The 25,130-nt window shown below is 63.2% G+C and carries 27 protein-coding genes; 4 read left to right on the forward strand and 23 right to left on the reverse strand.

Features of this window, described 5'->3' with window-relative positions; translation table 11 throughout:
• Positions 1 to 42 precede the first annotated feature (42 nt).
• The 21 genes from D1012_RS07970 to D1012_RS08070 all read right to left on the reverse strand — a co-directional run bounded on the left by D1012_RS07970 (position 43) and on the right by D1012_RS08070 (position 19,371).
• Positions 43 to 813, reverse strand: a complete 771-nt coding sequence (locus D1012_RS07970; protein WP_118150865.1) for a biotin--[acetyl-CoA-carboxylase] ligase — start codon at positions 811 to 813, stop codon at positions 43 to 45.
• On the reverse strand, positions 803 to 2,239 hold the full coding sequence (nuoN, locus tag D1012_RS07975; protein WP_118150867.1) for an NADH-quinone oxidoreductase subunit NuoN: 1,437 nt from the start codon (positions 2,237 to 2,239) through the stop codon (positions 803 to 805). Before nuoN ends, D1012_RS07970 begins: the two co-directional genes overlap by 11 nt.
• Positions 2,240 to 2,252: 13 nt before the next feature.
• Positions 2,253 to 3,791: an NADH-quinone oxidoreductase subunit M gene (locus tag D1012_RS07980; protein ID WP_118150869.1), complete on the reverse strand. Its 1,539-nt coding sequence runs from the start codon at positions 3,789 to 3,791 to the stop codon at positions 2,253 to 2,255.
• Between the two features lie 18 nt (positions 3,792 to 3,809).
• Positions 3,810 to 5,993: an NADH-quinone oxidoreductase subunit L gene (nuoL, locus tag D1012_RS07985; protein ID WP_118150871.1), complete on the reverse strand. Its 2,184-nt coding sequence runs from the start codon at positions 5,991 to 5,993 to the stop codon at positions 3,810 to 3,812.
• A gap of 4 nt (positions 5,994 to 5,997) precedes the next feature.
• On the reverse strand, positions 5,998 to 6,303 hold the full coding sequence (nuoK, locus tag D1012_RS07990; RefSeq protein ID WP_103333769.1) for an NADH-quinone oxidoreductase subunit NuoK: 306 nt from the start codon (positions 6,301 to 6,303) through the stop codon (positions 5,998 to 6,000).
• A gap of 106 nt (positions 6,304 to 6,409) precedes the next feature.
• Positions 6,410 to 7,024: an NADH-quinone oxidoreductase subunit J gene (locus D1012_RS07995; protein ID WP_118150873.1), complete on the reverse strand. Its 615-nt coding sequence runs from the start codon at positions 7,022 to 7,024 to the stop codon at positions 6,410 to 6,412.
• Positions 7,021 to 7,431, reverse strand: a complete 411-nt coding sequence (locus D1012_RS08000; RefSeq protein ID WP_118151179.1) for a carboxymuconolactone decarboxylase family protein — start codon at positions 7,429 to 7,431, stop codon at positions 7,021 to 7,023. Before D1012_RS08000 ends, D1012_RS07995 begins: the two co-directional genes overlap by 4 nt.
• A 5-nt stretch (positions 7,432 to 7,436) precedes the next feature.
• Positions 7,437 to 7,931, reverse strand: coding sequence for an NADH-quinone oxidoreductase subunit NuoI (gene nuoI / locus D1012_RS08005; protein WP_118151180.1), 495 nt, complete (start codon positions 7,929 to 7,931; stop codon positions 7,437 to 7,439).
• 2 nt (positions 7,932 to 7,933) lie between these two features.
• Positions 7,934 to 8,971, reverse strand: a complete 1,038-nt coding sequence (gene nuoH, locus D1012_RS08010; RefSeq protein WP_118150875.1) for an NADH-quinone oxidoreductase subunit NuoH — start codon at positions 8,969 to 8,971, stop codon at positions 7,934 to 7,936.
• A 16-nt stretch (positions 8,972 to 8,987) separates the two neighbouring features.
• Positions 8,988 to 9,389, reverse strand: coding sequence for a YNQ4 family lipoprotein (locus D1012_RS08015; protein ID WP_118150877.1), 402 nt, complete (start codon positions 9,387 to 9,389; stop codon positions 8,988 to 8,990).
• 3 nt (positions 9,390 to 9,392) lie between these two features.
• Complete coding sequence (gene nuoG / locus D1012_RS08020; protein WP_118150879.1) at positions 9,393 to 11,402, reverse strand: NADH-quinone oxidoreductase subunit NuoG; 2,010 nt, start codon at positions 11,400 to 11,402, stop codon at positions 9,393 to 9,395.
• Positions 11,403 to 11,504: 102 nt separating this feature from the next.
• Positions 11,505 to 11,906 (reverse strand): DUF5333 domain-containing protein, encoded by a 402-nt coding sequence (locus D1012_RS08025; RefSeq protein WP_147335638.1) that lies wholly within the window; start codon positions 11,904 to 11,906, stop codon positions 11,505 to 11,507.
• 107 nt (positions 11,907 to 12,013) lie between these two features.
• The gene (locus tag D1012_RS08030) at positions 12,014 to 12,268 is read right to left on the reverse strand and encodes a hypothetical protein (protein WP_147335639.1); all 255 of its coding nucleotides are present in this window, start codon (positions 12,266 to 12,268) and stop codon (positions 12,014 to 12,016) included.
• 5 nt (positions 12,269 to 12,273) lie between these two features.
• Positions 12,274 to 13,569 carry an NADH-quinone oxidoreductase subunit NuoF gene (gene nuoF / locus D1012_RS08035; RefSeq protein WP_118150885.1) on the reverse strand — a complete coding sequence of 432 codons (1,296 nt, stop codon included), beginning with the start codon at positions 13,567 to 13,569 and terminating at the stop codon, positions 12,274 to 12,276.
• Positions 13,570 to 13,584: 15 nt separating this feature from the next.
• Positions 13,585 to 13,809, reverse strand: coding sequence for a DUF5337 domain-containing protein (locus D1012_RS08040; RefSeq protein ID WP_118150887.1), 225 nt, complete (start codon positions 13,807 to 13,809; stop codon positions 13,585 to 13,587).
• A 9-nt stretch (positions 13,810 to 13,818) separates the two neighbouring features.
• Positions 13,819 to 15,069, reverse strand: coding sequence for an NADH-quinone oxidoreductase subunit E (locus tag D1012_RS08045; RefSeq protein WP_118150889.1), 1,251 nt, complete (start codon positions 15,067 to 15,069; stop codon positions 13,819 to 13,821).
• Entirely contained in the window at positions 15,069 to 16,304 is a 1,236-nt protein-coding gene (locus tag D1012_RS08050) for an NADH-quinone oxidoreductase subunit D (RefSeq protein WP_118150891.1), read from the reverse strand. Before D1012_RS08050 ends, D1012_RS08045 begins: the two co-directional genes overlap by 1 nt.
• A gap of 57 nt (positions 16,305 to 16,361) precedes the next feature.
• Entirely contained in the window at positions 16,362 to 16,982 is a 621-nt protein-coding gene (locus D1012_RS08055; protein ID WP_118150893.1) for an NADH-quinone oxidoreductase subunit C, read from the reverse strand.
• Between the two features lie 10 nt (positions 16,983 to 16,992).
• Positions 16,993 to 17,517, reverse strand: a complete 525-nt coding sequence (locus tag D1012_RS08060) for a NuoB/complex I 20 kDa subunit family protein (RefSeq protein ID WP_167852766.1) — start codon at positions 17,515 to 17,517, stop codon at positions 16,993 to 16,995.
• Positions 17,517 to 17,882 (reverse strand): NADH-quinone oxidoreductase subunit A, encoded by a 366-nt coding sequence (locus D1012_RS08065; protein ID WP_118150898.1) that lies wholly within the window; start codon positions 17,880 to 17,882, stop codon positions 17,517 to 17,519. Before D1012_RS08065 ends, D1012_RS08060 begins: the two co-directional genes overlap by 1 nt.
• A 259-nt stretch (positions 17,883 to 18,141) precedes the next feature.
• A complete protein-coding gene (locus D1012_RS08070; protein ID WP_118150900.1) occupies positions 18,142 to 19,371 on the reverse strand; it encodes a DegT/DnrJ/EryC1/StrS family aminotransferase in 1,230 nt (409 codons plus the stop codon).
• Between the two features lie 94 nt (positions 19,372 to 19,465).
• Between D1012_RS08070 and D1012_RS08075 the strand changes: the two genes are divergently transcribed.
• The gene (locus D1012_RS08075) at positions 19,466 to 19,810 is read left to right on the forward strand and encodes a hypothetical protein (RefSeq protein WP_158569268.1); all 345 of its coding nucleotides are present in this window, start codon (positions 19,466 to 19,468) and stop codon (positions 19,808 to 19,810) included.
• Between the two features lie 3 nt (positions 19,811 to 19,813).
• On the opposite strand, the gene D1012_RS08080 is transcribed toward D1012_RS08075, so the two are convergent.
• The gene (locus D1012_RS08080) at positions 19,814 to 20,473 is read right to left on the reverse strand and encodes an HAD family hydrolase (RefSeq protein WP_118150904.1); all 660 of its coding nucleotides are present in this window, start codon (positions 20,471 to 20,473) and stop codon (positions 19,814 to 19,816) included.
• Positions 20,474 to 20,559: 86 nt separating this feature from the next.
• Here D1012_RS08080 and glmU point away from each other — a divergent pair, with 86 nt between their 5' ends.
• Genes glmU through D1012_RS08095 form a run of 3 tightly spaced genes read left to right on the forward strand, consistent with a single transcriptional unit; the run spans position 20,560 to position 24,456 of the window.
• Positions 20,560 to 21,909, forward strand: a complete 1,350-nt coding sequence (gene glmU, locus D1012_RS08085) for a bifunctional UDP-N-acetylglucosamine diphosphorylase/glucosamine-1-phosphate N-acetyltransferase GlmU (protein ID WP_118150906.1) — start codon at positions 20,560 to 20,562, stop codon at positions 21,907 to 21,909.
• A gap of 4 nt (positions 21,910 to 21,913) precedes the next feature.
• On the forward strand, positions 21,914 to 23,749 hold the full coding sequence (gene glmS, locus D1012_RS08090; RefSeq protein WP_118150909.1) for a glutamine--fructose-6-phosphate transaminase (isomerizing): 1,836 nt from the start codon (positions 21,914 to 21,916) through the stop codon (positions 23,747 to 23,749).
• Positions 23,746 to 24,456, forward strand: a complete 711-nt coding sequence (locus D1012_RS08095; protein ID WP_118150911.1) for a DNA alkylation repair protein — start codon at positions 23,746 to 23,748, stop codon at positions 24,454 to 24,456. Before glmS ends, D1012_RS08095 begins: the two co-directional genes overlap by 4 nt.
• Positions 24,457 to 24,629: 173 nt before the next feature.
• Here the strand turns inward: D1012_RS08095 and D1012_RS08100 are convergent, their stop codons facing one another.
• Positions 24,630 to 25,112, reverse strand: a complete 483-nt coding sequence (locus tag D1012_RS08100; RefSeq protein WP_118151181.1) for a DUF1203 domain-containing protein — start codon at positions 25,110 to 25,112, stop codon at positions 24,630 to 24,632.
• Positions 25,113 to 25,130 lie beyond the last annotated feature (18 nt).

Raw genomic sequence — 25,130 nt, forward strand, 5'->3', positions numbered from 1 at the left:
GACCCCCGTGGGATACTTAAAGACAGAAAATGAGATCTAAGATCAAAAGAACACCTCGGCGGCGGGGATGGCAAGGGTGGCTTGCGCGGTGCGCAGGATCAGGTTGCCGCTGGCGTCGATGCTGTCAAAGATGCCGTGGCGGTCTTCGGTGCCGGTGCGGGCGCGGATAGGCTCGCCCAGACGGGCGGCATGGGCCAGCCAGGCGCTGCGGATCGGGGCAAAGCCCTGGGTGGTGAACACGCCCTCCCAGCGGGCATAGGCGGGGCCGAGCTGGTCGAGGAAGGCCTCGGGTGTCAGGCGCTGGCCCGTCTCGGTCAGGACAGAGGCCGGAGGGGTGGCCCCCGCTTCGACCAGCGCCGGATCGGGGTGGCCGATCAGATTGACGCCGATGCCGATGGCAAGGGTTTGCATGCCCTGCCCCGCCACCTGAGTCCCGGCGGTCTGGCATTCGAGCAGGATGCCCGCCACCTTTCCGCCCGACAGCAGCACATCATTGGGCCATTTCAGCGCGAGCGCCTGCGGCGTGCCGGTCACCGCTGTCAGCGCCTCGTGCAGAGCAAGGGCGGCGACAAAGCTGCGCAGCGCCAGTTGCTGCGGCGGCTCGGCGCTCTGCATCACATGGGTCGCATAGAAATTGCCGCGCGGGCTGGCCCAGGGCCGGGCGCGGCGGCCCCGGCCTGCGCTCTGCGATGCCGCCAGAATCCACGCAGGCCCCGCAAGCTGCGGGGCCTGGCGAAAGGCTTCGGCATTGGTGCTGTCAACCTCCGCCAAAAGGATGCGCCCGGTGCCCTCGGGCCAGAGCTTATCGGACAAGGGCTTCGGCGGCGAGGGCCGCGACAGGTTCAAGGCCGAACAGGTTGACGATGCCCAGCACCATGATTGCGGCCACGCCGACCATCATCATCCATTGCACCGGGGCCATGTTGCTGTCAGCGGGTTCGCCCTCTTTGCCGAAATAGATGTAGAACACGATGCGCAGGTAATAGAACGCCCCGATCACCGAGGCCACCGCCCCCGCAACCGCCAGCCAGACCATACCAGCATCGACCGCCGCTTTCAGCACGTAGAACTTGCCGAAAAAGCCCAGCATCGGCGGCACACCGGCAAGGCTGAACATCAGCACCAGCAGGGCCAGCGCCTTGAGCGGTTCCTTTTTCGAGAACATGTTCAGCGACTGGATGTCGGTGACCGGGCGACCGTCCCGCTCCATCGACAGGATGAAGGCAAAGGTGCCGACGTTCATGGTGACGTAGATCGCCATGTAGATCAGCATCGCCTGCACGCCCTCGGCCGTGCCGGAGGCAAGGCCGACCAGCGCATAACCCATATGGGCGATCGAGGAATAGGCCATCAGGCGCTTGATGTCGCGCTGCCCGATGGCGGCGATGCCGCCAAGGAACATCGACACCACGGCCAGCGCCGCCAGCACTTGCGACCATTCACCGGGGATGCCGCCAAAGGCGTCATGCACCAGACGCGCGATCAGGGCCATGGCCGCGACCTTGGGCGCGGTCGCAAAGAACGCGGTGATCGGGGTTGGCGAGCCCTCATACACATCCGGCGTCCACATGTGGAACGGGGCCGCCGAGACCTTGAAGGCAAGCGCCGCCAGCATGAACACCAGACCGATGGTCAGGCCGACAGGGGTTTCACCGCCCAGCGTCGACAGGATGCCCGCGAACTGGGTGGTGCCGGCAAAGCCATAGGCCAACGAGGCCCCATAGAGGAACAGGCCCGACGACAGCGCGCCCAGCACAAAGTACTTCAGCCCCGCTTCGGACGATTTGGTGCTGTCGCGGCGCATTGCGGCCACGACGTACAGCGACAGCGACTGCAGCTCCAGCCCCATGTACAGCGTCATCAGATCGCCCGCCGAGACCATGACCATCATGCCGATGGCAGCGAGGGTCACCAGAATAGGGAATTCGAAGCGCAGCAGGTCGCGGCGCTGCATATAGTCCTGCGACATCAGCATGACGCAGGCCGCCGAGACCAGAATGATCACCTTGGCAAAGCGGGCAAAGGGGTCATCGGTGAACAGCCCGTCAAAGGCCATCCGCTCGCCCGTCGTTCCCAGCCCGATGAACAGCGCCAGTGCCAGAAACAGGCCAGAGGTGGCCCAGACCAGCGTGGGTGCGGTCTTGTCCTTGCCGCCGTAGGCCCCGAACATCAGGGCCGCGAGGGCAAAGGCAGCCAGAATGAACTCTGGCAGGATGGTGTTGAAATCAACTGCGGTCATGGTTCCCGCTCCTTCAGTGCTGGGCAAGCTGCGCATCACCCGAAACGGGGATCGCGGCCTGATAATCGATCACAAGGGCGGTGACGCTGGGACCGATGATATCGGTCACCAGTGCCGGATAGACACCCAGCAGCAGGGTCATGAACACCAAGGGCGCAAAGATCGCCTTTTCGCGGCGGGTCATGTCGGTGATCGACTTGAGCGCCTCTTTGATCAGCTCGCCCATCACCACGCGGCGATAGAGCCACAGCGCATAGGCCGCCGACAGGATCACCCCGGTCGTGGCAACCGCCGCCACCCAGGTGTTGACCTGGAAGATGCCGACCAGCACCAGGAATTCACCGACAAAACCGCTGGTGCCCGGCAGGCCGACGTTGGCCATGGTGAAGAACATGAAGATCATCGCATAGGCTGGCATCTTGTTGACCAGACCACCATAGGCGTCAATCTCGCGGGTGTGCATCCGGTCGTAGATCACGCCGACACACAGGAACAGCGCGCCCGAGATAAAGCCGTGGCTGATCATCTGGAAAATCGCGCCGTCAATGCCCTGCTGGTTGGCGGCAAAGATCCCCATCGTCACATAGCCCATGTGAGCAACCGACGAATAGGCGATCAGCTTTTTCATGTCCGACTGCGCGAGAGCCACGAGGCTGGTGTAGACAATCGCAATCGCCGACATCCACAAAACCAAGGGCGCCATCACATCCGACCCCACCGGGAACATCGGCAAGGAGAAGCGCAGGAAGCCGTAGCCACCCATTTTCAGCAGGATAGCGGCCAGCACCACCGAGCCTGCGGTCGGGGCCTGCACGTGGGCATCGGGCAACCAGGTGTGGACCGGCCACATCGGCATCTTGACCGCAAAGCTGGCAAAGAACGCCAGAAACAGCATGGTCTGCAAGCCGCCGATGATCGGGATTCCGAACAAGCTGAACGTCTCGGACGTAAAGCTGTGGGTCAGCAACGTGGGAATGTCGGTGGTGCCCGCATCCCAATACATCGCGATCATCGCCACCAGCATCAGCACCGAGCCGAGGAAAGTATAGAGAAAGAACTTGAACGCCGCATAAATGCGTTCCTTGCCGCCCCAGATGCCAATGATCAGGAACATCGGGATCAGACCGGCCTCAAAGAACAGATAGAACAGCACCAGATCCAGCGCGCAGAACACGCCCAGCATCAGCGTTTCCAGCATCAGGAACGCGATCATGTATTCCTTGACCCGGGTTTTCACATCCCAGCACGAGGCGATGGTCAGCGGCATCAGGAACGTGGTCAGCATCACGAACAGCACCGAAATGCCGTCGACGCCCATCTTGTATTTCAGGCCCAGGATCCAGTCGTATTCCTCGACGAACTGCATCTCGGTATTGGCAGGCTGGAACCCGGCCAGAAGGAACAGCGACACCAGAAAGGTCGCGGTGGTGGCCAGCAGCGCCAGCCATTTGGCGTTCTTTTGCGCGGCAGCATCATCGCCACGCAGGAACAGCGCCATGATGACGGCGGCCACTGCGGGGATGAAGGTGATGATGGAAAGCAGGTTGTCCATGAGTACTCTTTCGCCCCCTTACTGCGCGCCAGACAGCGTGAGCCAGGTGATCAGGGCAACAACCCCGAGCACCATGGCGAAGGCATAGTGGAAGACATAGCCGGACTGCGCCCGACCGGCGAGGCGGGTCAGCATGGGGATAAGCCCCAAAGCCACGCCGTTGATGGTTCCGTCAATGACCGCACCATCGCCGCGCTTCCACAGGAAGCCCCCCAGCCACTTGGCGGGGCGGACAATGGTCCAGTCATACAGCTCGTCAAAGTACCATTTGTTCAGCAGGAACAGGTACAGCGGCCGCTGGTTCGCCGCGAGGCGGCCGGGCAGCGACGGGTTGCGGATGTAGAACAGCCAGGACAGCGCAAAGCCAAGCACCATCGCGACAAACGGGCTGACCTTGACCCAGGCCGGCACATAATGCGCGTCATGCAGCACGGTGTTGTCCGGCCCGATAAAGATCGCACCCTTGGGGGCCACCGCTGCCTGATGTGTAGCCTCTGCCACCGGAGCGGCTTCAGCGGTCTCGGCCGGAACGGCTTCGGTTGCGGTCACAGTCCCCTCGACAGGAGCGGTCTCGACCGGCGCAGCAGCCCCTTCGACCGGGGACGCCTCTGCATGGTCCGCGCCACCGGCTTCGTGATGCGCCGCTTCCATGCCGAACCAGTTGCGCACCTTGGTCTCGTCGCCAAAGAACACGCTGTACCAGATCATCCCGGCAAAGACCGACCCAAGCGCCAGCACTCCCAGCGGGATCAGCATGACCATCGGGCTTTCGTGCGGCTCGTGGTGGTGGTCATGGTCGTCATGCCCATGACCGTGACCATGGCCCACGGTTCCGGCGCGGTTCTCGCCATAAAAGGTCAGGAACATCAGACGCCAGGAATAGAAACTCGTCATGCCCGCCGCGACCACCAACAACCAGAAGGCATAGCTGGAGCCGACAAAGGCGCTCTCGATAACCGCGTCCTTGGACAGGAACCCGGCAAAGCCGTAATGGGTCAGCGGAATACCAACGCCGGTAATGGCCAGCGTGCCGATCATCATCGCCCAGAAGGTATAGGGGATCTTTTTGCGCAGACCGCCATAGTTGCGCATGTCCTGTTCATGATGCGTGGCGTGGATCACCGAGCCTGCGCCAAGGAACAGCATCGCCTTGAAAAACGCGTGGGTGAACAGGTGGAACATCGCCACCGAGTACACGCCAACCCCCGCCGCCACGAACATATAGCCCAGCTGCGACATGGTGGAATAGGCGATCACCCGCTTGATATCGTTCTGCACCAGACCGATCGTCGCCGCGACAAAGGCGGTCGTGGCGCCCAGAACGGTGATCATCGTCATGGCGCTCGGCGCGTATTCATACAGCGGCGACATGCGGCAGACCAGGAACACCCCCGCCGTCACCATGGTTGCCGCGTGGATCAGTGCCGACACCGGGGTCGGGCCTTCCATCGCGTCGGGCAACCAGGTGTGCAGGCCAAGCTGCGCCGATTTCCCCATAGCACCAATGAACAGTAACACGCCGATCAGGTTGGCGGCATTCCAGTCCGTCCACAGGAACCGGATTGAGGTTTCCGCCAGCGCCGGAGCCGCGGCAAAAATTTCGTCAAACCGGATCGAGTCGGTCAGGAAGAACAGCGCCATGATGCCAAGGGCAAAGCCGAAGTCACCGACCCGGTTGACCACAAATGCCTTGATCGCAGCGGCATTCGCGCTTGGCTTTTTGTAGTAGAACCCGATCAGCAGGTATGACGCAACGCCCACCCCTTCCCAGCCAAAGAACATCTGCACAAGGTTGTCAGAGGTCACCAGCATCAGCATGGCAAAGGTAAAGAACGACAGGTACGCAAAGAACCGGGCGCGGTAATGCTCTTGCGGCCCCCAGTTGTCGTCATGCGCCATGTAGCCGAACGAATACAGGTGAACCAAAGCGGACACCGAGTTCACCACCACGAGCATGATCGCGGTCAGCCGGTCGATGCGGATGCCCCATTCACTGCCCAGACTGCCGGATTCGATCCAGCGCAGCAGCACCACGCGGTACATCTCACCGTCAAAGCTCAGGAAAATGATCCAGGACAGGAACGCCGCCAGAAACACCAGCGAAGTGGTGATGATCTGGCCGGCCCGCTCGCCGATGATCCGCCAGCCAAAGCCGCAGATCAGCGCGCCAACCAGTGGCGCAAGAAGGATGATCGTTGCCATGGGGTCAGCCTTTCATCACGTTGACGTCTTCAACGTCGATCGTTCCACGGTTGCGGAAGAACACCACAAGGATCGCCAGACCAATCGCGGCCTCGGCTGCGGCGACGGTCAGGATGAACATGGTGAACACCTGCCCGACCAGATCGCCCAGATGGCTTGAAAACGCGACCATGTTGATATTCACCGCCAGCAGCATCAATTCGATCGACATCAGAATGACGATCACGTTCTTCCGGTTCAGGAAGATGCCGAAGATGCCGATGACGAACAAAGCCGCCGCGACTGTCAGGTAATGTTCCAGACCAACCATTTGTCGTTCCCTCGTAGGCGGCTTTGCGCCCGTTTATCGTTCCGTAGGGGGCGTGCTGGCGCGCATCATTTGCGTGCTCGCAGGCCCCCGTCTCAAGGCGCGGGGCTTACAGCCCCTGCCCCGGTTTCACATCTTTCAACTCCATCGCCTTCGCCGGATCGCGCCACATCTGATGCAGCACGTTCTGGCGCTTCACATCCTTGCGGTGACGCAGGGTCAGCAGGATCGCGCCGATCATGGCGACCAGCAGGATCAACCCCGACAGCTGGAACAGCAGCAGATACTTGTCATAGATCAGCAGACCCAGCGCGCGGGTGTTTTCCACCTGATCCATTGCGGGCGCAACCGCCTGCCGCAAACCCATCGCGCCCTCGGCCTGCACCCAGGCGCCGATGCCCAGCGACAGCTGCATCAACAGCACCACGCCAATCAGCAGACCCAGCGGCATATAGCGCGCAATTTCGCCCTTGAGCGCGGCAAAGTCGATGTCGAGCATCATCACCACGAACAGGAACAGCACCGCCACCGCACCGACATAGACGATGATCAGCAGCATCGCGACAAACTCGGCCCCCAGCAGCACAAAGAGCCCGGCCGAAGACAGGAACGCCAGAATCAGCCAGAGCACCGAATGAACCGGGTTGCGGCTGATGGTGACCATCAGCCCCGCCGCCACCACAACGATGGCAAAGGCGTAAAAGGCATAATCCGCGACGGTCATTTCTCGGTCTCCTCAGTCTCGGCAAAGACACTTTGCGCAATTTCCAGCGCCTTTTGCGTAGCGGGCAAGCCGCCGAACATGCTCATCTGCCAGATCACTTCCGCGATCTCACGTTGCGTGGCCCCGGCAGCCAGACCGTTCTTGATCGTGATGCGCAGCTGCGGCTCGCCCACCGGGCCAAGCACGGTTTGCGCGGCGATGGTCACCAGAAAGCGGGTGCGGGCGTCCAGACCTTCGGGGTTGAAGGTCTTGCCAAACCACATTTCCAGCAGTTCCTTTGGCATCGCCGGGAACATCTTTTCAAACGCCTTGGGGTCGATCGTCTCCATGCCGGGCATGAAGGTGCTGGCCATCTTCTGGCCCTGCTCGAACATCTGTTGCAGCATCTTGGTATAGGCTTCGGTCATGGCGCTCACCGGTACGGGGCGTCGAGTTCGAGATTGCGGGCAATCTCCGCCTCCCAACGCGCGCCATTGTCGAGCAGTTTTTCCTTGTCGTAGAAAAGCTCCTCGCGGGTTTCGGTGCTGAATTCGAAATTCGGGCCTTCGACAATCGCATCGACCGGACAGGCTTCCTGACAAAAGCCGCAATAGATGCATTTGGTCATGTCGATGTCATAGCGCGTGGTGCGGCGGCTGCCGTCTTCACGCGGCTCGGCGTCGATGGTGATGGCCTGCGCCGGGCAGATCGCCTCGCACAGTTTGCAGGCGATGCACCGCTCTTCGCCGTTCGGATAGCGGCGCAGCGCGTGTTCGCCGCGGAACCGGGGCGACAGCGGCCCCTTTTCATGCGGATAGTTCAGCGTGCTTTTCGGCGCGAAGAAGTATTTCATCCCCAGAGCAAAGCCCTTGAGGAAATCCTGCAACAGGAAATACCGGGTCGCGCGGTTCCAGTCGATGTTTGCCATCATCAGCCCCCAATCGTCCAGCGGGCCCAGGCGCCGCCCAATACTTCGAATTTCGCAAGGAATGCCACCAGAACCACCCAGCCCAGCGACAGCGGCAGGAAGACTTTCCAGCCGATCCGCATCAGCTGGTCGTAGCGATAGCGTGGCACGATTGCTTTCACCATGGCGAACAGGAAGAAGAAGAACGCCATCTTGATGAACATCCAGAAGAAGCCATCCGGCAGCCCCGGGATCGGTGACAGCCAGCCGCCAAAGAACAACAGGCTCATCAGCGCGCACATCAGGAAGATGGCGATGTATTCACCGGCCATGAACAACAGATACGGGGTCGAGGAATATTCCACCATGAACCCGGCCACCAGTTCCGACTCCGCCTCGGGCAGGTCGAACGGCGGGCGGTTGGTTTCAGCCAGCGCCGAGATGAAGAACAGAACCACCATCGGCAGATGCGGCAGCCAGTACCACGAGAACAACCCGTAAGCCCCATCCTGCGCCGCAACGATGGCGGAGAAGTTCATCGAGCCGGTGGAGATGATGATGCCGATGATGATCAGACCCAGCGACACCTCGTAGGAGATCATCTGCGCGGCCGAGCGCAAAGACCCGAGGAACGGGTATTTGGAGTTTGACGCCCAGCCCCCCATGATCACGCCGTACACCTCAAGGCTGGACACCGCGAAGACGAACAGGATCGCCACGTTGATGTCGGCCAGGATCCAGCCCGCGTTGAACGGGATCACCGCCCAGGCCAGCATGGCCAACACAAAGGACAGCATCGGCGCCATGAAGAACACCGCGCGGTCGGCCCCTGCGGGCACCACGATTTCCTTGACCACATATTTCAGCGCATCGGCCACCGATTGCAGCAGGCCAAAGACCCCCACCACGTTGGGCCCGCGCCGCATCTGGACAGCCGCCCAGACCTTGCGGTCGCCGTAGACCAGAAACAACAGGCTGATCATCACGAAGCCCACGATCAGCAGGCTTTGCGCCGCGACCAGAACCAACGTGCCCATTGGCGTTGCCAGAAAGTCAGACATTCTCAGCCTCTCATCTTCAAATCGTCGGTATCCCGAGCGCGCCACAATCGCGCACCGTCACTTCGGCGTCGATCGTTTTCAGCCCGGGTGGCAGCGCGGCCGAGATCAGATAGACCGCGTCCCCCCGCCATGTGTTTCCTGTCTGCGCCACCGTCGTCCGCACATGGCGGGCAAAGCCAAAGCCCCGGATCAGCGCGTATTGTGCCGCGGCACAGCGGCCATAAGCCTCGACATCGTCATTGCCGCGCGCGCCCTGCAGCGCCACGCGGAAGCTTACCATATCGTCCTGCAACAGCACGGTCTGGATGCCCTCATAGGACGGGGCGAAATCGCCCTGTGCCACGGGCCCGGTCCCGGCACAAGCCGACAGGGCCACGAACGCGGCTGTCAGGCTGGCAAGGATGGGCGCGTGCGGCATCGGTTACTCCGCCGCCAAGGGGGTGGCGCTGCGGGTTTTGGCAAGGGCGGACATTTCCGCCATCACCTGCGAGGCGCGGGCAATCGGATTGGTCAGGTAGAAATCCTGCACCGGCAGGCGGAAGCTGGCCCGGGCCGGGTCGCGCAGCGGAATGCGGGTCCAGCCATTGTCGGCCACCTGATCGACCTGCCCCAGATGCGGATGCGCCGCAACCAGCGCCCGGCGCAAGGCGGCGAGCGAATCCCACGGCAGGGTGGCACCCAATTCAGCCGACAGCGCCCGCAGGATCGCCCAGTTTTCCTTGGCCTCACCCGGCGCAAAACCGGCACGCAGCGCCAGTTGCGGGCGGCCTTCGGTGTTGACGAACAACCCGCCTTCTTCGGTATAGGCAGCACCCGGCAGGATCAGGTCGGCACGATGCGCGCCCCGGTCGCCATGGCTGCCCTGATAGATCACGAACGGACCGGCGGCGATTTCGACCTCATCCGCGCCCAGATTGTAGACCACCTGCGCGCCATCCATCGCCGCACTCATGCCGCCATCGGTGACAGCGCCGACATCCATCGCGCCGACACGGGCGGCGGCGCTGTGCAGCACCAGCAGCTTCGCGCCCATCACCTCGACCAGCTTCATGGCTTGCGACAGAACCGCCTCGCCATCGGCCTCGTTCAGGGCACCCTGCCCCACGATCACCACGGCCCCTGCGGTTTCCTTGGCATCCGCAGTCGCCTTGACCAGCGCCGCGCGGTCATCGCCCGCATGGGCGTAGTCATAGGTCAGATCCACCGCCGTACCGATCAGCGTCACATTAGCGCCTGCGCTCCACGCCTTGCGGATGCGCGCGTTCAGCACCGGCGCCTCGTCGCGCGGGTTGGTGCCGATCAGGATGATGGTTTTTGCGGTGTCGATATCTTCAATCGCTGCCGTGCCAACATAGGCCGAGCGGTTACCGGCAGGCAGTTTCGCGCCATCGGTGCGGCATTCGATCTTGCCACCCAGACCTTCGACCAGCTGTTTCAGGCTGAACACAGCCTCCACCGGGGCCAGATCGCCGACAATGGCGGTGACCTTGCGGCCCTTCATCGCGGCAGCAGCGGCGGCCAAAGCCTCACCCCAACCGGCTTTGCGCAGCCGGCCGTTTTCACGAATATAGGGCGTGTCCAGCCGCTGACGGCGCAAACCGTCCCAGATGAAGCGGGTCTTGTCGGAAATCCACTCTTCATTCACCCCGTCGTGGTTGCGCGGGATGATGCGCATCACCTCACGCCCCTTGGTGTCGATGCGGATGTTGCTGCCAAGCGCATCCATGACGTCGATGGATTCAGTCTTGGTCAGCTCCCAGGGGCGCGCGGTAAACGCATAGGGTTTGGAGGTCAGCGCGCCGACCGGGCACAGGTCGATGATATTGCCCTGCAGGTTGCTGTTCAGCGTCTCGTTCAGATAGCTGGTGATCTCGGCATCTTCGCCGCGCCCGGTCTGGCCCATCTGGGTGATCCCGGCGACTTCCGAGGTAAAACGCACGCAGCGGGTGCAGGAAATGCAGCGGGTCATGGTGGTGGCGACCAGCGGGCCGAGGTTCAGATCCTCGCTTGCCCGTTTCGGCTCGCGGTAGCGGCTGAAATCGACGCCGTAGGCCATGGCCTGATCCTGCAGATCGCACTCGCCGCCCTGATCGCAGATCGGGCAATCCAGCGGGTGGTTGATCAGCAGGAATTCCATCACGCCTTCGCGGGCCTTCTTGACCATCGGGCTGTTGGTCTTCACCAGCGGCGCTTCGCCATTCGGGCCGGGGCGCAGATCGCGCACCTGCATGGCACAGCTGGCCGCCGGTTTCGGCGGGCCGCCGACGACCTCGACCAGACACATGCGGCAGTTGCCCGCAATCGTCAGACGCTCATGATAGCAAAAGCGCGGGATTTCCACGCCTGCCACCTCAGCCGCCTGGATGATGGTCATCGCGCCATCCACCTCGACCTCGATGCCGTCAATGCTGATCTTTTTCAGGTTCGTCATCTGCTTACTCCGCAGTCCTCAAGGCATGAGGGTGGATCCCCCACCCCCGCGCCGTGTTCTGTGCCGGACGATACACCGCCCGGATGAATGTTTGTGCCGGGGTCATCGGGTCGACCTCAGCAGATATCCGACAATGCTGCCCCGCGCGATCTCGGCCTCACCGGCGGCGCAATAGGCCGCCACCTTGCCGGGAACCGCGCCCTTGCTGGCCAGCCAGGCCGCCGCCTCGGCCTTGCCCCGCGCTTTTTCCGCCGGGTTCTCGACAAAGGCCCGCACCTCAGCCGCGCTATAGCCCAGTCGCAGGGCATAGTCCCGCAGTTTCAGCAGCTCATTGAGCGCGCGCAGCTTGCGCGGCTGGAGCGTCGGGCAGGTGTCGGCAATCTGGTCGGCAATGAAGCCGCTGCGCAGGGTGTCGTTGATGGTCTTTTCCTGATTGATCGGCCCCAGCGCAAAGGCGGGCACGGCGAACATCAGGGCGGCAAGTGTCAGGGGGAACAGTTTCATCAGGGCCTCCTTGGCATTCCATGCCAAGGACCGTGGGGCAACGACCGCTGATAGGCCATGACAGCCGAGGCCGGTCACGCGGGTTTGAGGCGCTATCGCATAACACCTCATGCGCAGCCCTCCACATAGACCCAAGTGCCCGCCTCGAACCGGTCATAGATGCTGGGCCGCAACCGGCGGCCCTGTGACGCACAGGTGGCATCCGCCACCCGGCGCGCGGCGGCACCTTCATACATGCGGAAGGGTTGCCCCGCATTGGTCACCCGCACCGGTTCGCGCGCAGCCGTACCCTGACCCGCCCCTTGCGGGGCCGGTTGCACGCAGGCGCCAAGCGCCAGCGTCAGGGAAAGGGCTGCCGCCACCCGCATCACTCCGCCGCGACGGCGCTGATGCGCCCGGTTTTCTTGGCCTTGATCCGGTCTTCGATCTCGTCGCGGAACGCCCGCACCAGACCTTGAATCGGCCAAGCCGCCGCATCGCCGAGCGCACAGATCGTATGGCCCTCAACCTGTTTGGTCACGGAAATCAGCATGTCGATCTCCTCCACCTCGGCCTCGCCGCGCACCAGACGGTCCATCACCCGCATCATCCAGCCGGTGCCTTCGCGGCAGGGCGTGCACTGGCCGCAGCTCTCGTGCTTGTAGAACTTCGACAGCCGCCAGATCGCCTTGATCACATCCGTCGACTGATCCATCACGATCACTGCCGCCGTGCCGAGGCCCGAGCGCTGCTCGCGCAGCCAGTCGAAATCCATGATCGCATCATCACATTGCGCCGCGTTCAGCAGCGGCACTGACGACCCGCCGGGGATTACCGCTTTCAGGTTCTTCCAGCCGCCACGCACGCCACCGCAATGCCGCTCCAACAGCTCTTTCAGCGGGATCGACATCGACTCCTCAACAACGCAAGGCGCATTCACATGGCCCGAGATGCCGAACAGCTTGGTGCCCGCGTTGTTCGGGCGACCAAAGCTCGCAAACCACTCCGGCCCGCGCCGCAGGATGGTCGGCACCACCGCAATCGACTCGACGTTGTTCACCGTGGTCGGGCAACCATAAAGGCCCGCACCCGCCGGGAACGGCGGTTTCATCCGGGGCATGCCCTTTTTGCCTTCAAGGCTTTCCAGCAGCGCGGTTTCCTCGCCGCAGATATAGGCCCCGGCGCCGTGGTGCAGGTACAGATCGAAATCCCAGCCGGATTTCGCAGCATTGCGGCCCAGCATCCCGGCATCATAGCATTCGTCAATCGCCGCCTGCAGCGCCTCTTTCTCGCGGATGTATTCGCCACGAATGTAGATGTAGCAGGCGTTGGCGTTCATCGCAAAAGACGCGATCAGCGCGCCTTCGATCAGCGTGTGCGGATCATGGCGCATGATTTCGCGGTCTTTGCAGGTGCCCGGCTCCGACTCATCGGCGTTGATCACCAGATAGGCGGGGCGCCCGTCGGACTGCTTGGGCATGAACGACCATTTCAGACCCGTGGGGAACCCTGCCCCGCCGCGCCCGCGCAAACCGCTCGCCTTCATCTGCTCGATGATCTTGTCGCGACCGCGCGCGATGATCTCGGCGGTGCCATCCCAATGACCACGCTTCATTGCCCCGGCCAGGCTGCGGTCATGCATCCCGTAGAGGTTGGTAAAGATGCGGTCCTGATCCTTGAGCATTGCTTGCCCCTTCCTTCAACCCTGACGATTGCGCCAGATCTGATACGTCACAACCAGCGCCCAGAAGAACGCGGCAATTGCGGCAAAATCGAACAGAAAGACATAGCGGGGATCCCACCCCATCTGTCCGCCCAGATATTGCGCGCCCATCCACAGCAGCATGGTCCCGGCCAGAACAATAGCGACAAGCCGGGCCTGATTGGCCAGTTTGCGCGCCTGCTTTGGGTCTGGCCGGGTCATTCAAGCCCCTCAGTAGTCGTTGGTTCTGGCCCGGATGCGAAATGCCTCCAGCCCTTCGGTCACGATGATCTTGGCCTGCGCCACCCATTTGTCACGGGTCACACGGCCACGGAAGCCTTTCAGGTTATGGTCCATCCAGGCAATGTCAGCCTCAGACCAGCCTGCGATCTGGTCGAAGTGGAAGATCCCAAGCTCATGGCACAGCTTTTCCAGCGCCGGGCCGATGCCTTCGATCTCTTTCAGATCATCCGCCACCCCACCGCGCGCGGCGGCAATCCCCTGCGGTTTGGTGCCAGCGGTCAAAGGCGGGGCAAGACCCGGCTCGGGCGGCAGGGCAATGCCGTCTTCGGTGTCTTTGGTTGTGACGGTTCCGGGCGCAGCTGCAACCTCCGACGGCGTGCTTGCCGGCTCCCCCTTGGAGATCGGGCGGCCGGTGGATTTTGCCGGAGCCTCCTGCACGGTCACGCCGGTGGCATCCGCCGGGATGCCCGCGCCGGGCGTTGGTTCGCTGGGAACGTCATCGGCGGCGTCAGAGCCATGCGGGGCCTCTGGTCTGGCTATCCATGGCGTGGTCAGCGGCACTTCGGTCCCGTCGATCCGCTTGACGGTTTCGCCAATGTCTACAGCAAGTTGCGCGCTTGCGTTATACGGCTTGCGACCGGCCTCGTACTCTTTGAGCGTGGTCAGACCCGTCACCGGCTCCGACGCATAGCGCCCGTTCTGGGGCCCCGGCACCGGCACCTCACCCGCAGAGAACCGCGCGATCAGGTCGCGCAGCTTTTCGGGCGTCAGATCCTCGTAGTAGTCTTTGCCGATCTGAGCCATCGGCGCGTTGGAACACGCGCCCATGCACTCGACCTCTTCCCAGGAAAACTTGCCATCCGCCGACAGGGTATGCGGCTGTTTGGCGATCAGCTCCTGACAGACCGCGATCAGATCCTCGGCCCCGCAGATCATGCAGGACGTGGTGCCGCAGATCTGGATATTGGCAACAGAACCAACAGGTTGCAGCTGGAACATGAAGTAGAACGTCGCCACTTCCAGCGCGCGGATATAGGCCATGCCCAGCATAGAGGCCACATATTCAATCGCCGGACGGGTCAGCCAGCCATGCTGCTCCTGCGCGCGCCACAACAGCGGAATGATGGCGCTGGCCTGACGCCCCTCGGGGTATTTGGAAATCTGCCCTTGCGCCCAGGCCAGATTGGCCGGGGTGAATTCGAACGAGGCGGGCTGTTCTTTGTGAAGACGGCGGAGCATTAGCGGTCGATCTCCCCGAACACGACATCCATCGTGCCGATGATGGCAGAGACGTCAGCCAGCTGATGCCCCTTGCAGATATAATCCATGGATTGCAGGTGCAGGAACCCCGGCGCGCGGATCTTGGCGCGGTAGGGTTTGTTGGTGCCATCGGCCATCAGATAGACGCCGAACTCGCCTTTCGGCGCTTCAACCGCGGCGTAGACCTCACCGGCGGGCACGTGGAAGCCTTCGGTGTAGAGTTTGAAGTGATGGATCAGCGCCTCCATCGAGGTTTTCATCTCGCCGCGTTTGGGCGGCGTGATCTTGCCCCGGGCCAGCACATCGCCCTTTTCCACCCGCAGCTTGGCGCAGGCCTGACGGATGATCGATGTCGACTCGCGCATTTCCTGCATGCGGCACAGGTAGCGGTCGTAGCAGTCGCCGTTCTTGCCGATCGGGATCTGGAAGTCGAATTCGTCATAGCATTCATAGGGTTGCGAACGCCGCAAATCCCATGCCAGACCCGAGCCCCGGACCATCACACCGGAATAGCCCCATTTCAGGATATCATCCTCGGTGACAATCCCGATATCGGCATTGCGCTGTTTGAAGATGCGGTTCTCGGTCAACAGCGTGTCGATATCGTCCAGCGCACGCGGGAATTCCACCGCCCATTGGTCGATATCTTCGATCAATGCGTCGGTCAGGTCGACATGCACCCCACCGGGGCGGAAATAGGCGGCGTGCAGGCGCGCGCCGCAGGCCCGCTCATAGAACACCATCAGCTTTTCGCGTTCCTCAAAACCCCAGAGCGGCGGCGTCAGGGCGCCCACGTCCATGGCCTGCGTCGTCACGTTCAGCAGATGGTTCAGCACCCGGCCGATTTCCGAATACAGCACCCGGATCAGCGACGCGCGGCGCGGCACGATCGTACCGGTCAGCCGCTCGATCGCCAGACACCAGGCATGTTCCTGGTTCATCGGGGCCACATAGTCGAGCCGGTCGAAATATGGCAGGTTCTGCAGGTAAGTCCGCGATTCCATCAGCTTTTCGGTGCCACGGTGCAGCAGGCCGATATGCGGATCGCAGCGTTCGACAATCTCGCCGTCCAGCTCCAGCACCAGCCGCAAAACCCCGTGCGCCGCAGGGTGTTGCGGGCCGAAGTTGATGTTGAAGTTGCGGATGCGCTGCTCGCCGGTCTCGAAATCGGTCGAGCCGTCGTCATAGGTGTTTCTGCGGATATCGCCGTCCATCAATAGGCTCCCTTGTGGTCGCGGGCCATCAGACTGCTCCCTTTTGGTCGCTGTTCATCACTTTGCCCCCGCCTTGTCATCCCCGGGCAGCACGTATTGCGCGCCTTCCCATGGCGACATGAAATCAAATTGCCGGTATTCCTGCACCAGCTTCACTGGCTCATAGACCACGCGCTTTTGCGCCTCGTCGTAGCGCACTTCGGTATAGCCCGTCGTCGGGAAATCCTTGCGCAGCGGATGGCCGCGAAAGCCATAGTCGGTCAAAATGCGGCGCAGATCGGGGTGGTTGGAAAACAGGATCCCGAACATGTCGAACACTTCGCGTTCGAACCAGTTGGCGCTGGGGTGCACATCGACCAGCGACGGCACCATATCCTCTTCGCCGACCGCGATTTTCACGCGGATGCGGTGGTTCTGGTACATCGACAGGAAGTGATACACCACGTCAAAGCGCCGCTCGCGGGTCGGGTGATCGACGGCGGTGATATCCACCAGCGACGAAAACCGGCAGGCCCCGTCGACCCGCAGAAAATCGCTGAAATCGGCGATATGGCTGGCCACAACCTCCAGCGTCAGCTCGCCAAAGGCGATATGCGACGCCAGCACATCATTGGGCCGCTTCAGCTCGATATGGGCGGCCAGTTCTTGCAGGGCTTCCGAGACTTGGGCTTCGGACATGGTTTCCTCCTCAGCGGGTCAGGGTGCCGGTGCGGCGGATTTTCCGCTGCAACTGCAGGATGCCGTACAGCAGCGCCTCGGCGGTGGGGGGGCAGCCCGGCACGTAAATGTCGACCGGCACGATCCGGTCACAGCCGCGCACCACCGAATAGCTGTAGTGATAATAGCCGCCGCCATTGGCGCAGGAACCCATGCTGATCACATAGCGCGGCTCCGGCATCTGGTCATAGACCTTGCGCAGCGCCGGGGCCATCTTGTTGGTCAGCGTGCCCGCCACGATCATCACATCCGACTGGCGCGGGCTGGCGCGCGGGGCCACGCCAAAGCGTTCCACATCGTAGCGCGGCATCGAGGTGTGCATCATCTCGACCGCGCAGCAGGCCAGACCAAAGGTCATCCAGTGCAGCGACCCGGTCCGGGCCCAGTTGATGATATCCTCGGTCGAGGTCAGCAGGAACCCCTTGTCCTGCAGATCACGGTTCAGGGCCTGGGTGGCAACCTCCATGTCGCCGCCCGCCGTGTTGGCTCCTGCCATCACTCCCATTCCAAGGCCCCCTTCTTCCATTCATAGGCAAAGCCCACCGTCAGCACGCCGAGGAACACCATCATCGACCAGAACGCGGTCATGCTGATTTCCCCAAAGGCGACTGCCCAGGGAAACAGGAACGCGACCTCAAGATCAAAGATGATGAACAAGATTGACACGAGGTAAAACCGCACGTCAAATTTCATCCGTGCATCATCAAATGCGTTGAATCCGCATTCATAGGCCGACACCTTTTCCGGGTCGGGATTGCGCACGGCAAGCACCGCCGCAGCCAGAAGCAGAACAAGCCCCAGACCAATGGCAAGGGCAAGCAGAACGATGATGGGAAAATACTCTCGGAGAAGTGCGTCCACGAGATGCTCCTTCGGCTGGCGACTGCGAGCTGCGGATGCTGGCGATCCGCTTGCACTCTTGCGGACTCGTTTACTCTGCTCCCCCAGCGGGGTCAACGGACGGGGCAGCGAAAACTCATGACTAACTTGGGTGAATTTCGTCGCATCTGCAAAAGAATAGCCGCGCCGTGACAGATGCCCGATCAAGGTTGCTGCGCTGCGGCACTCGAATCGCGCGATCCTCCTGTGACATGCGCGGACCAGCCGTGCAGTTCACCCGTCAATCGCCCATCCGCAGGGCCGTGACCGGTGCCACCTCACCCTGCCCCACCGCCAGCACTTCGGCACGGATGATGCGGGCAATCAGCGCCACATCTTCGGTGCTGAAGGTCAGCGGCAGGCGCATGTCGATCAGCCCGGCCAGCACTGCATCGGTCTGGGGCAGCCGTGGCGACGCGGCATAGCGCCAGTGCTCATACCGGCTGGTAAAGCCCACAGGATCGGGCGCGCCAAACCATTTCAGCTCCACCCCGCGTGCCGCACAACGCGCGAGCAGCGCGGTCACCCGCGCAGGCTTCCACCCCGGCAAAGTGAACTGAAAGCTTGACGCCACGTAACTTTCCGCTGCCGGGCGCGGGATCAGGCGCAGACCGTTGGTCTGATCAAGCCCCGCCTCCATCACCGCATAAAGCGCGTTCCAGCGCATGCGGCGATCATCCAGCATCGCAATCTGTGGCCGCAGGATCGCCGCGCGCAGATTGTCCATCCGGCCGGAAATGTTCGGCACATCCAGCCGCATCGCCTCGAACACCTCGGGCGGCGGGGCGGCGCGGTGGCGCGAATACAGCATGTAGCTGCCCGACAGCAGCACCGACCGTGCCGCAAGCCCGGCATCATCGGTCACCAGCAACCCACCCTCACCCGAGTTCATGTGTTTGTAGGTCTGCGTCGAATAGCAGCCGATCACCCCGTGCCGGCCCGAGGGCACCCCGTTCCACGCGGCCCCCATGGTGTGGGCGCAATCCTCGACCACGCGCACACCAAGACTGTCGCACAGCGCCATCAGCCGGTCCATATCGCACAGATGCCCACGCATATGCGACAGCATCAGAACCCGCGCACCGGTTTCCCGCGCCATGTTTTCCAGATGGGTGAAATCTATGGTCAGATCCGGCGTCGTCTCGATGAACACCGGACGCGCGCCGATGCTGGCAATCGCCCCCGGCACCGGGGCCAGCGTAAAGGCATTGGTCAGCACCGGCGCATCGGGGCAGACCAGCAACGCCCGCAGCGCCGTGGCCATCGCATAGCCGCCCGAGGCCACCGCTAGGCAATAGCGCGCGCCGGTAAAGGCCGCGAATTCTTCTTCCAGCAAAGCCGTTTGCGCGATTTCATCGCCTGCCGTGTTATAGCGGTGCAGACGCCCGTTGCGTAAAACCTCGATCGCAGCCTCGACCCCGGCTTCGGGGATCGGCTCTTGTTGGGTAAAACTGCCGCTGAAATGCTCCATGCCGGTAAACATGCGGCGCAACACCCATGTCGTCAATGGCTTGGCGCGGGCAAAGCACTATGGCACGGTGCGTTTCAGTAAAAAGGAATCCCCCATGCGCCAGATCTGTGCCGCCGCCCTGCTGGCGCTGACCCTTGCCACCCCGGCCCGTGCGGATCTGCTGATCGAGGGCCGCGCCGCACAGGCATTGCACTGCGCGGCCATGCTGTTCATCGTCTCGACCGAGCTGTATGATCTGGGCGAAATCTCGCGCAACAGCCGTGATACTGCGCAACGCGCAGCGCTTGTGATCCTGGATCAGGTGCCGGGCACGGAGGATCAGCGCAGGCGCGCTATGGTGCAGCGGTTTGAGCGGATCATGACCAGCCGGACACCATCACAACTGGCCAAGGAATACACCGACACCGCGCGCTGGTGCCGCAGCACCTTTTTGCCGTGACGATCAGACCAGAAACCGCGCCGCAAGCTCTGGCAGATCGTCGAAATGATCCAGCAACGCCTCGGGTTGCAGCCGTTCCACCCCGCGCCCTTCGGGGCCAAAGGTGACCAGCGCCACCGGCACCCCTGCGGCCCGCCCGGTCATCCGGTCAGTCTCGGTGTCACCGATCAGCATGGACCGCGCCACGTTGCCCCCGGCTTGCCGCACCGCCGCCACATAGGGCGCGGCATCGGGCTTGCGGGTGGGCAGGGTATCGGCCCCGATCAGCGCGCCGAACAAGCCCCGGATGCCAAGGCGCAGGCACAGCTCTTCGGCCAGCCCTTCGGGCTTGTTGGTGCAGATCGAGACCGCAAATCCGTCACGGCGCAGGGTTTCCACCGCCTCGACCACCCCCGGATACAGCCGGGTGTGAACGGCAATCGCCTGACCGTAAGCGTCCAGCAGCACCGGATATTGCGCATCGATCATTGCGTCATCCACCGCCCCCAGCCGCGAAAATCCCAGCCGCAGCATCGCCCGTCCGCCGTGGAAGGCGGTCAGCGCATCCTCGGGCCCCAGCAGGTCACCATGGCCAAGCCCCCGAAAGCACACATTCGCCGCGGCCAATAAATCGGCGCTGGTGTCTGCAATGGTGCCGTCCAGATCGAAAACCACGGTGCGCATCAATTGTAACCTTGCGTGAGGAACACGGCCCTTGCGGCCAAGTGCCCCATGGGTAAAACGGGGGCACCAAGAAGGAAAGGGGCAGCATGCCGGTATCTTTGGTCATTCTGGCGGCGGGTCAGGGCACGCGGATGAACTCCGATCTGCCCAAGGTGCTGCACAAGGTGGCGGGCAGCCCTTTGCTCCACCATGCCATGCAGGCGGGCCGCAGTCTTGGGCCAGAGCGGGTGGTCGTCGTCACCGGCCACGGCGCCGATGCCGTCACACGCGCCACGCTGGAGTATGACGAAGACGCGCTGACGGTGGTTCAGGCCGAACAGAACGGCACCGCCCATGCGGTGGCGCAGGCCGCGCCCCTTCTGTCCGATGCCTCCGGCGATGTGATCGTGCTTTACGGCGACACCCCTTTTGTCAGCCCCGAGACGCTGGAGGCGATGCAGACCGCCCGCGCCCGTCATGCGGTTGTGGTGCTGGGTTTTCACGCCGCCGATCCGGGCCGCTACGGGCGGTTGGTGACCGAAGGCGACTCGCTGCTGCGCATCGTGGAATACAAGGATGCAACCGATGAAGAACGCAGCATAACCCTGTGCAATTCCGGCGTGATCTGCGCCGATGCCAAGCTGATGTTCAGCCTTGTGGCCGAGGTGGGCAAGGACAACGCGGCGGGCGAATACTACCTGACCGACCTGCCGGAACTGGCGCGCAAACGCGGGCTGTCGGCAGGCGTGGTGATCTGCCCCGAGTCCGAAACGCTGGGCGTCAACACCCGCGCGCAACTGGCGCAGGCCGAGGCCGCGTTTCAGGCCCGCGCCCGTACTGAGGCGCTGGAAAACGGCGTCACCCTGACCGCGCCGGAAACCGTGTTCTTCGCGCTCGATACCGTGGTGGGCCGCGATGCCATCATCGGCCCGAACGTGATCTTTGGCCCCGGCGTCACCATCGAATCCGGCGCCGAAATCGTCGGCTTTTGTCATCTGGAGGGCTGTCACATCAGCCGCGGCGCCACTGTCGGCCCCTTTGCCCGCCTGCGCCCCGGGGCCGAACTGGCCGAGGATGTGCATGTCGGCAATTTCGTCGAGATCAAGAACGCCATTCTGGATGAGGGCGTCAAGGTCGGGCACCTGACCTATATCGGCGATGCCGACATCGGCGAGCATACCAACATCGGCGCGGGCACCGTCACCTGCAATTATGATGGCGTGATGAAGCACCGCACCAAAGTGGGCCGGAATGCCTTTATCGGCTCTGACACCATGCTGGTGGCCCCGGTCACGGTGGGCGACAATGCGATGACCGCCTCCGGATCGGTGATCACCGAAGACGTGCCCGCCGAGGCAATGGCGGTGGCGCGCGCACGTCAGGTCAACAAACCCGGCCTTGCCACCCGGCTTTTCGCGCGCCTGCGCGCCATAAAGGCCGCAAAGGCCAAAGGATAATTTTATGTGTGGAATTGTTGGCGTTCTGGGCAATCACGAAGCTGCCCCCCTGTTGGTCGAAGCCCTGAAACGGCTGGAATATCGCGGCTATGACTCGGCGGGCATTGCCACGGTGAACAACGGGCAGCTGGACCGCCGGCGCGCGGTGGGCAAGCTGGTGAACCTGTCGGACCTGCTGGTGCATGAGCCGCTAGCGGGCAAGGCCGGGATCGGCCACACCCGCTGGGCCACCCATGGCGCGGCCACGGTGAGCAATGCGCATCCGCACAAGGCCGGTCCGGTGGCGGTCGTGCATAACGGCATCATCGAAAATTTCCGCGACCTGCGTGAACAGCTGGCTGCGGCGGGCTACGCGCAGGAAAGCCAGACCGACACCGAAACCGTGGCGCTTCTGGTCCGGCAGGCGATGGACGCCGGCGCAGGCCCGGTCGAGGCCGCGCGCCAGACCCTGAAACGCCTGCATGGGGCCTTTGCGCTGTGCTTTCTGTTCGATGGCCAGGAGGATCTGCTGATCGCCGCGCGCAAGGGCAGCCCCCTCGCCATTGGCCATGGCACGGGCGAGATGTTTGTCGGCTCCGACGCCATCGCCCTCGCCCCGATGACCGACCGCATCACCTATCTCGAAGAGGGAGATTGGGCGGTGATCACCCGCGCGGGGGCCGAGATCTTTGACGACCACGACCGCCGCGCCAACCGCGCCGAGACCCGGATCCAGATCGACGCGACCCGGATCGAAAAGGCCGGCTACAAGCATTTCATGGCCAAAGAGATCGCCGAACAGCCGGTGGTGCTGGCGGCGGGGCTGCAACATTATACCCAAGGCAGCGCGGATGGCGGGGTGAACCCCGCCCTGCACCTGCCCGAAGGCGTGGATTTCACCGGGGTGGACCGCATCGTTCTGGTCGCCTGCGGCACCGCGTCTTATGCCTGCCACGTCGCGAAATACTGGTTCGAGGCCTTGGCTGGCCTGCCCTGCGACATCGACATCGCGTCAGAGTTCCGCTACCGCGAGCCGCCGCTGTCGCCCACCCAATGGGCGGTGTTCGTCAGCCAGTCGGGCGAAACCGCCGACACCCTCGCCGCGCTGCGCTATGCCAAAGAAAAGGTGGCCCGCGTGGTGTCGGTGGTCAATGTGCCCACCTCCTCCATCGCGCGCGAATCCGACCTGACCCTGCCCATTCTGGCGGGGGTCGAGGTGGGGGTCGCCTCGACCAAGGCCTTCACCTCGCAATTGATGGTGCTGGCGCTGATGGCGCTCAAGGCGGGGGTGGACCGCGGGCGGCTGGATGCGGACGCGCTGGCCGGGCATCTTGCGGCGCTGCACGCGCTGCCGGGGCTGATGAACCACGCGCTGGGCCAGTCGGCCGAGATTGCCAAACTGGCCGAAGAGCTGGCCCGGGCACAGGACATCTTGTTCCTGGGGCGCGGCCCGATGTATCCGATGGCGCTCGAAGGGGCGCTGAAGCTCAAGGAAATCAGCTATATCCACGCCGAAGGCTATGCCTCGGGCGAGCTGAAACACGGCCCCATCGCGCTGATTGACGCCCAGGTGCCAGTGATCGTGCTGGCCCCGCGCGATGCCTTGTTCGACAAGACCGTGTCAAACATGCAAGAGGTGATGGCGCGCCATGGCAAGGTGCTCTTGATCTCGGACGCCGCCGGTCTGGCCGAGGCGGGCAGCGGCACCTGGGCCACGCTGACCATGCCCGCTGTCGATGCGATCTTTGCCCCGATCCTCTATGCCGTTCCAGCGCAACTGCTGGCCTATCACACCGCCATTGCGAAGGGGACCGATGTGGACCAGCCGCGCAATCTGGCCAAATCGGTGACTGTTGAATGACCCCCTATCAAGCCCTTGAAACGCTGGAGGCTTTGTCCGATCCGGCCAAAGCCGCCGAGGCCGCCGAGTATCACAAGGCCCCGCCAGAGGCCGAGCGGCGCTATCTGGGGCTAAGCACTGCGCAGATTGACGAACACGTGGCACAATGGCGCGCCGATCTGTCGGTCGAGGGCCGGGTCTCGCTGGCCGACGGGCTGTGGAACACACAGGTGCATGACGCCCGCGTCGCGGCAGCCAAGCTGCTGACGCAGGCCCGGCTGCGCCCCGATGACGCGGCATGGGCACTGATCTGCGACTGGGTGCCCCAGCTGGATGTCTGGGCGCTGGCCGATCTGGTCACCATTGCCGGGCAAAAGCGGCTGATGGCCGACCGCGACCGCATCGCCGATCTGGAAGACTGGGTGGAAAGCCCCAACCACTGGGTCCGGCGCGCCGCGCTGATGATGCTGCTGCCCTGGGCCAAGATGAACAACCTCAAGGATCTCGATTACGACATCCGCGAAACCGGCCTGATCTGGGCCGAGCATCTGGTGCCCGACCGCAACTGGTTCATCCAGAAGGCGATTGCCGACTGGCTGGGGGCGCTGTCCAAACACGACCCCGCCCGCACCGCCGAATTCATGGACGGCCCCGGTCTGGGGTTGAAGACCTTTGCCCGCAAAGAGGCGGCCCGCCACCTCCCCGACGTGCCGATGACCGACGACTGAGCGGGCCAGGGTCGGCACAGCCCCCCACCCCATCCCTCCCCACAAGGGGGAGGGGGTCGCGTGGGGCCTGCCGCGCCCTGCGCCGTCCAAGACCACCGCCTGCATCAGGCGCCTCCCTCCCCCCTCGTGGGGGAGGGCTGGGGTGGGGGGGCGCACCGACAGGTCAAAAGGCCTCAGCCCTCCTGCCTCCCCCGTCCGATCCGGCACAAAAAACAATTGTTGCGGGCCGAGCGCACATCCACAAAGGCGATCTCCGGCCGCGCGAGCAAGGCTGCGGCATAGGCCGCGACCTCGGCCTGCGCCACCACCTTGCCGGTGCCATAGCAAATGCGGAAATCTGCCGTGTAGCCTTTCAGCAGATAATCCACACTGCAGGTCAGGATCGGCGGCACCCCGTCTCCGGACCAGCGCGCACAGGCGTCGGCGCACAGGAACACCGGCCCGGTTTCGGCATAGGGCTGCAGCGCTGGAAACGGGCGATGCGCCAGAATGAGCATCCCCGCCCCTTCTGGCACATCGTCCAGACAATGCCGGCAGGGCGTGCCGCTGCCGGTGGAGACCGCCCGTTCGGGCGGCATCCCATAGGCATCCGCGCCACCCCCACGCAGGTGCTGTACCAACTCGGTTGGCAGGGCGTGAAAAGTGATCTCTGACATGATGTGCTCCTCAAGGGT

The organism is Pseudotabrizicola alkalilacus (genome assembly GCF_003443995.1).
Classification (GTDB): Bacteria; Pseudomonadota; Alphaproteobacteria; order Rhodobacterales; family Rhodobacteraceae; genus Pseudotabrizicola; species Pseudotabrizicola alkalilacus.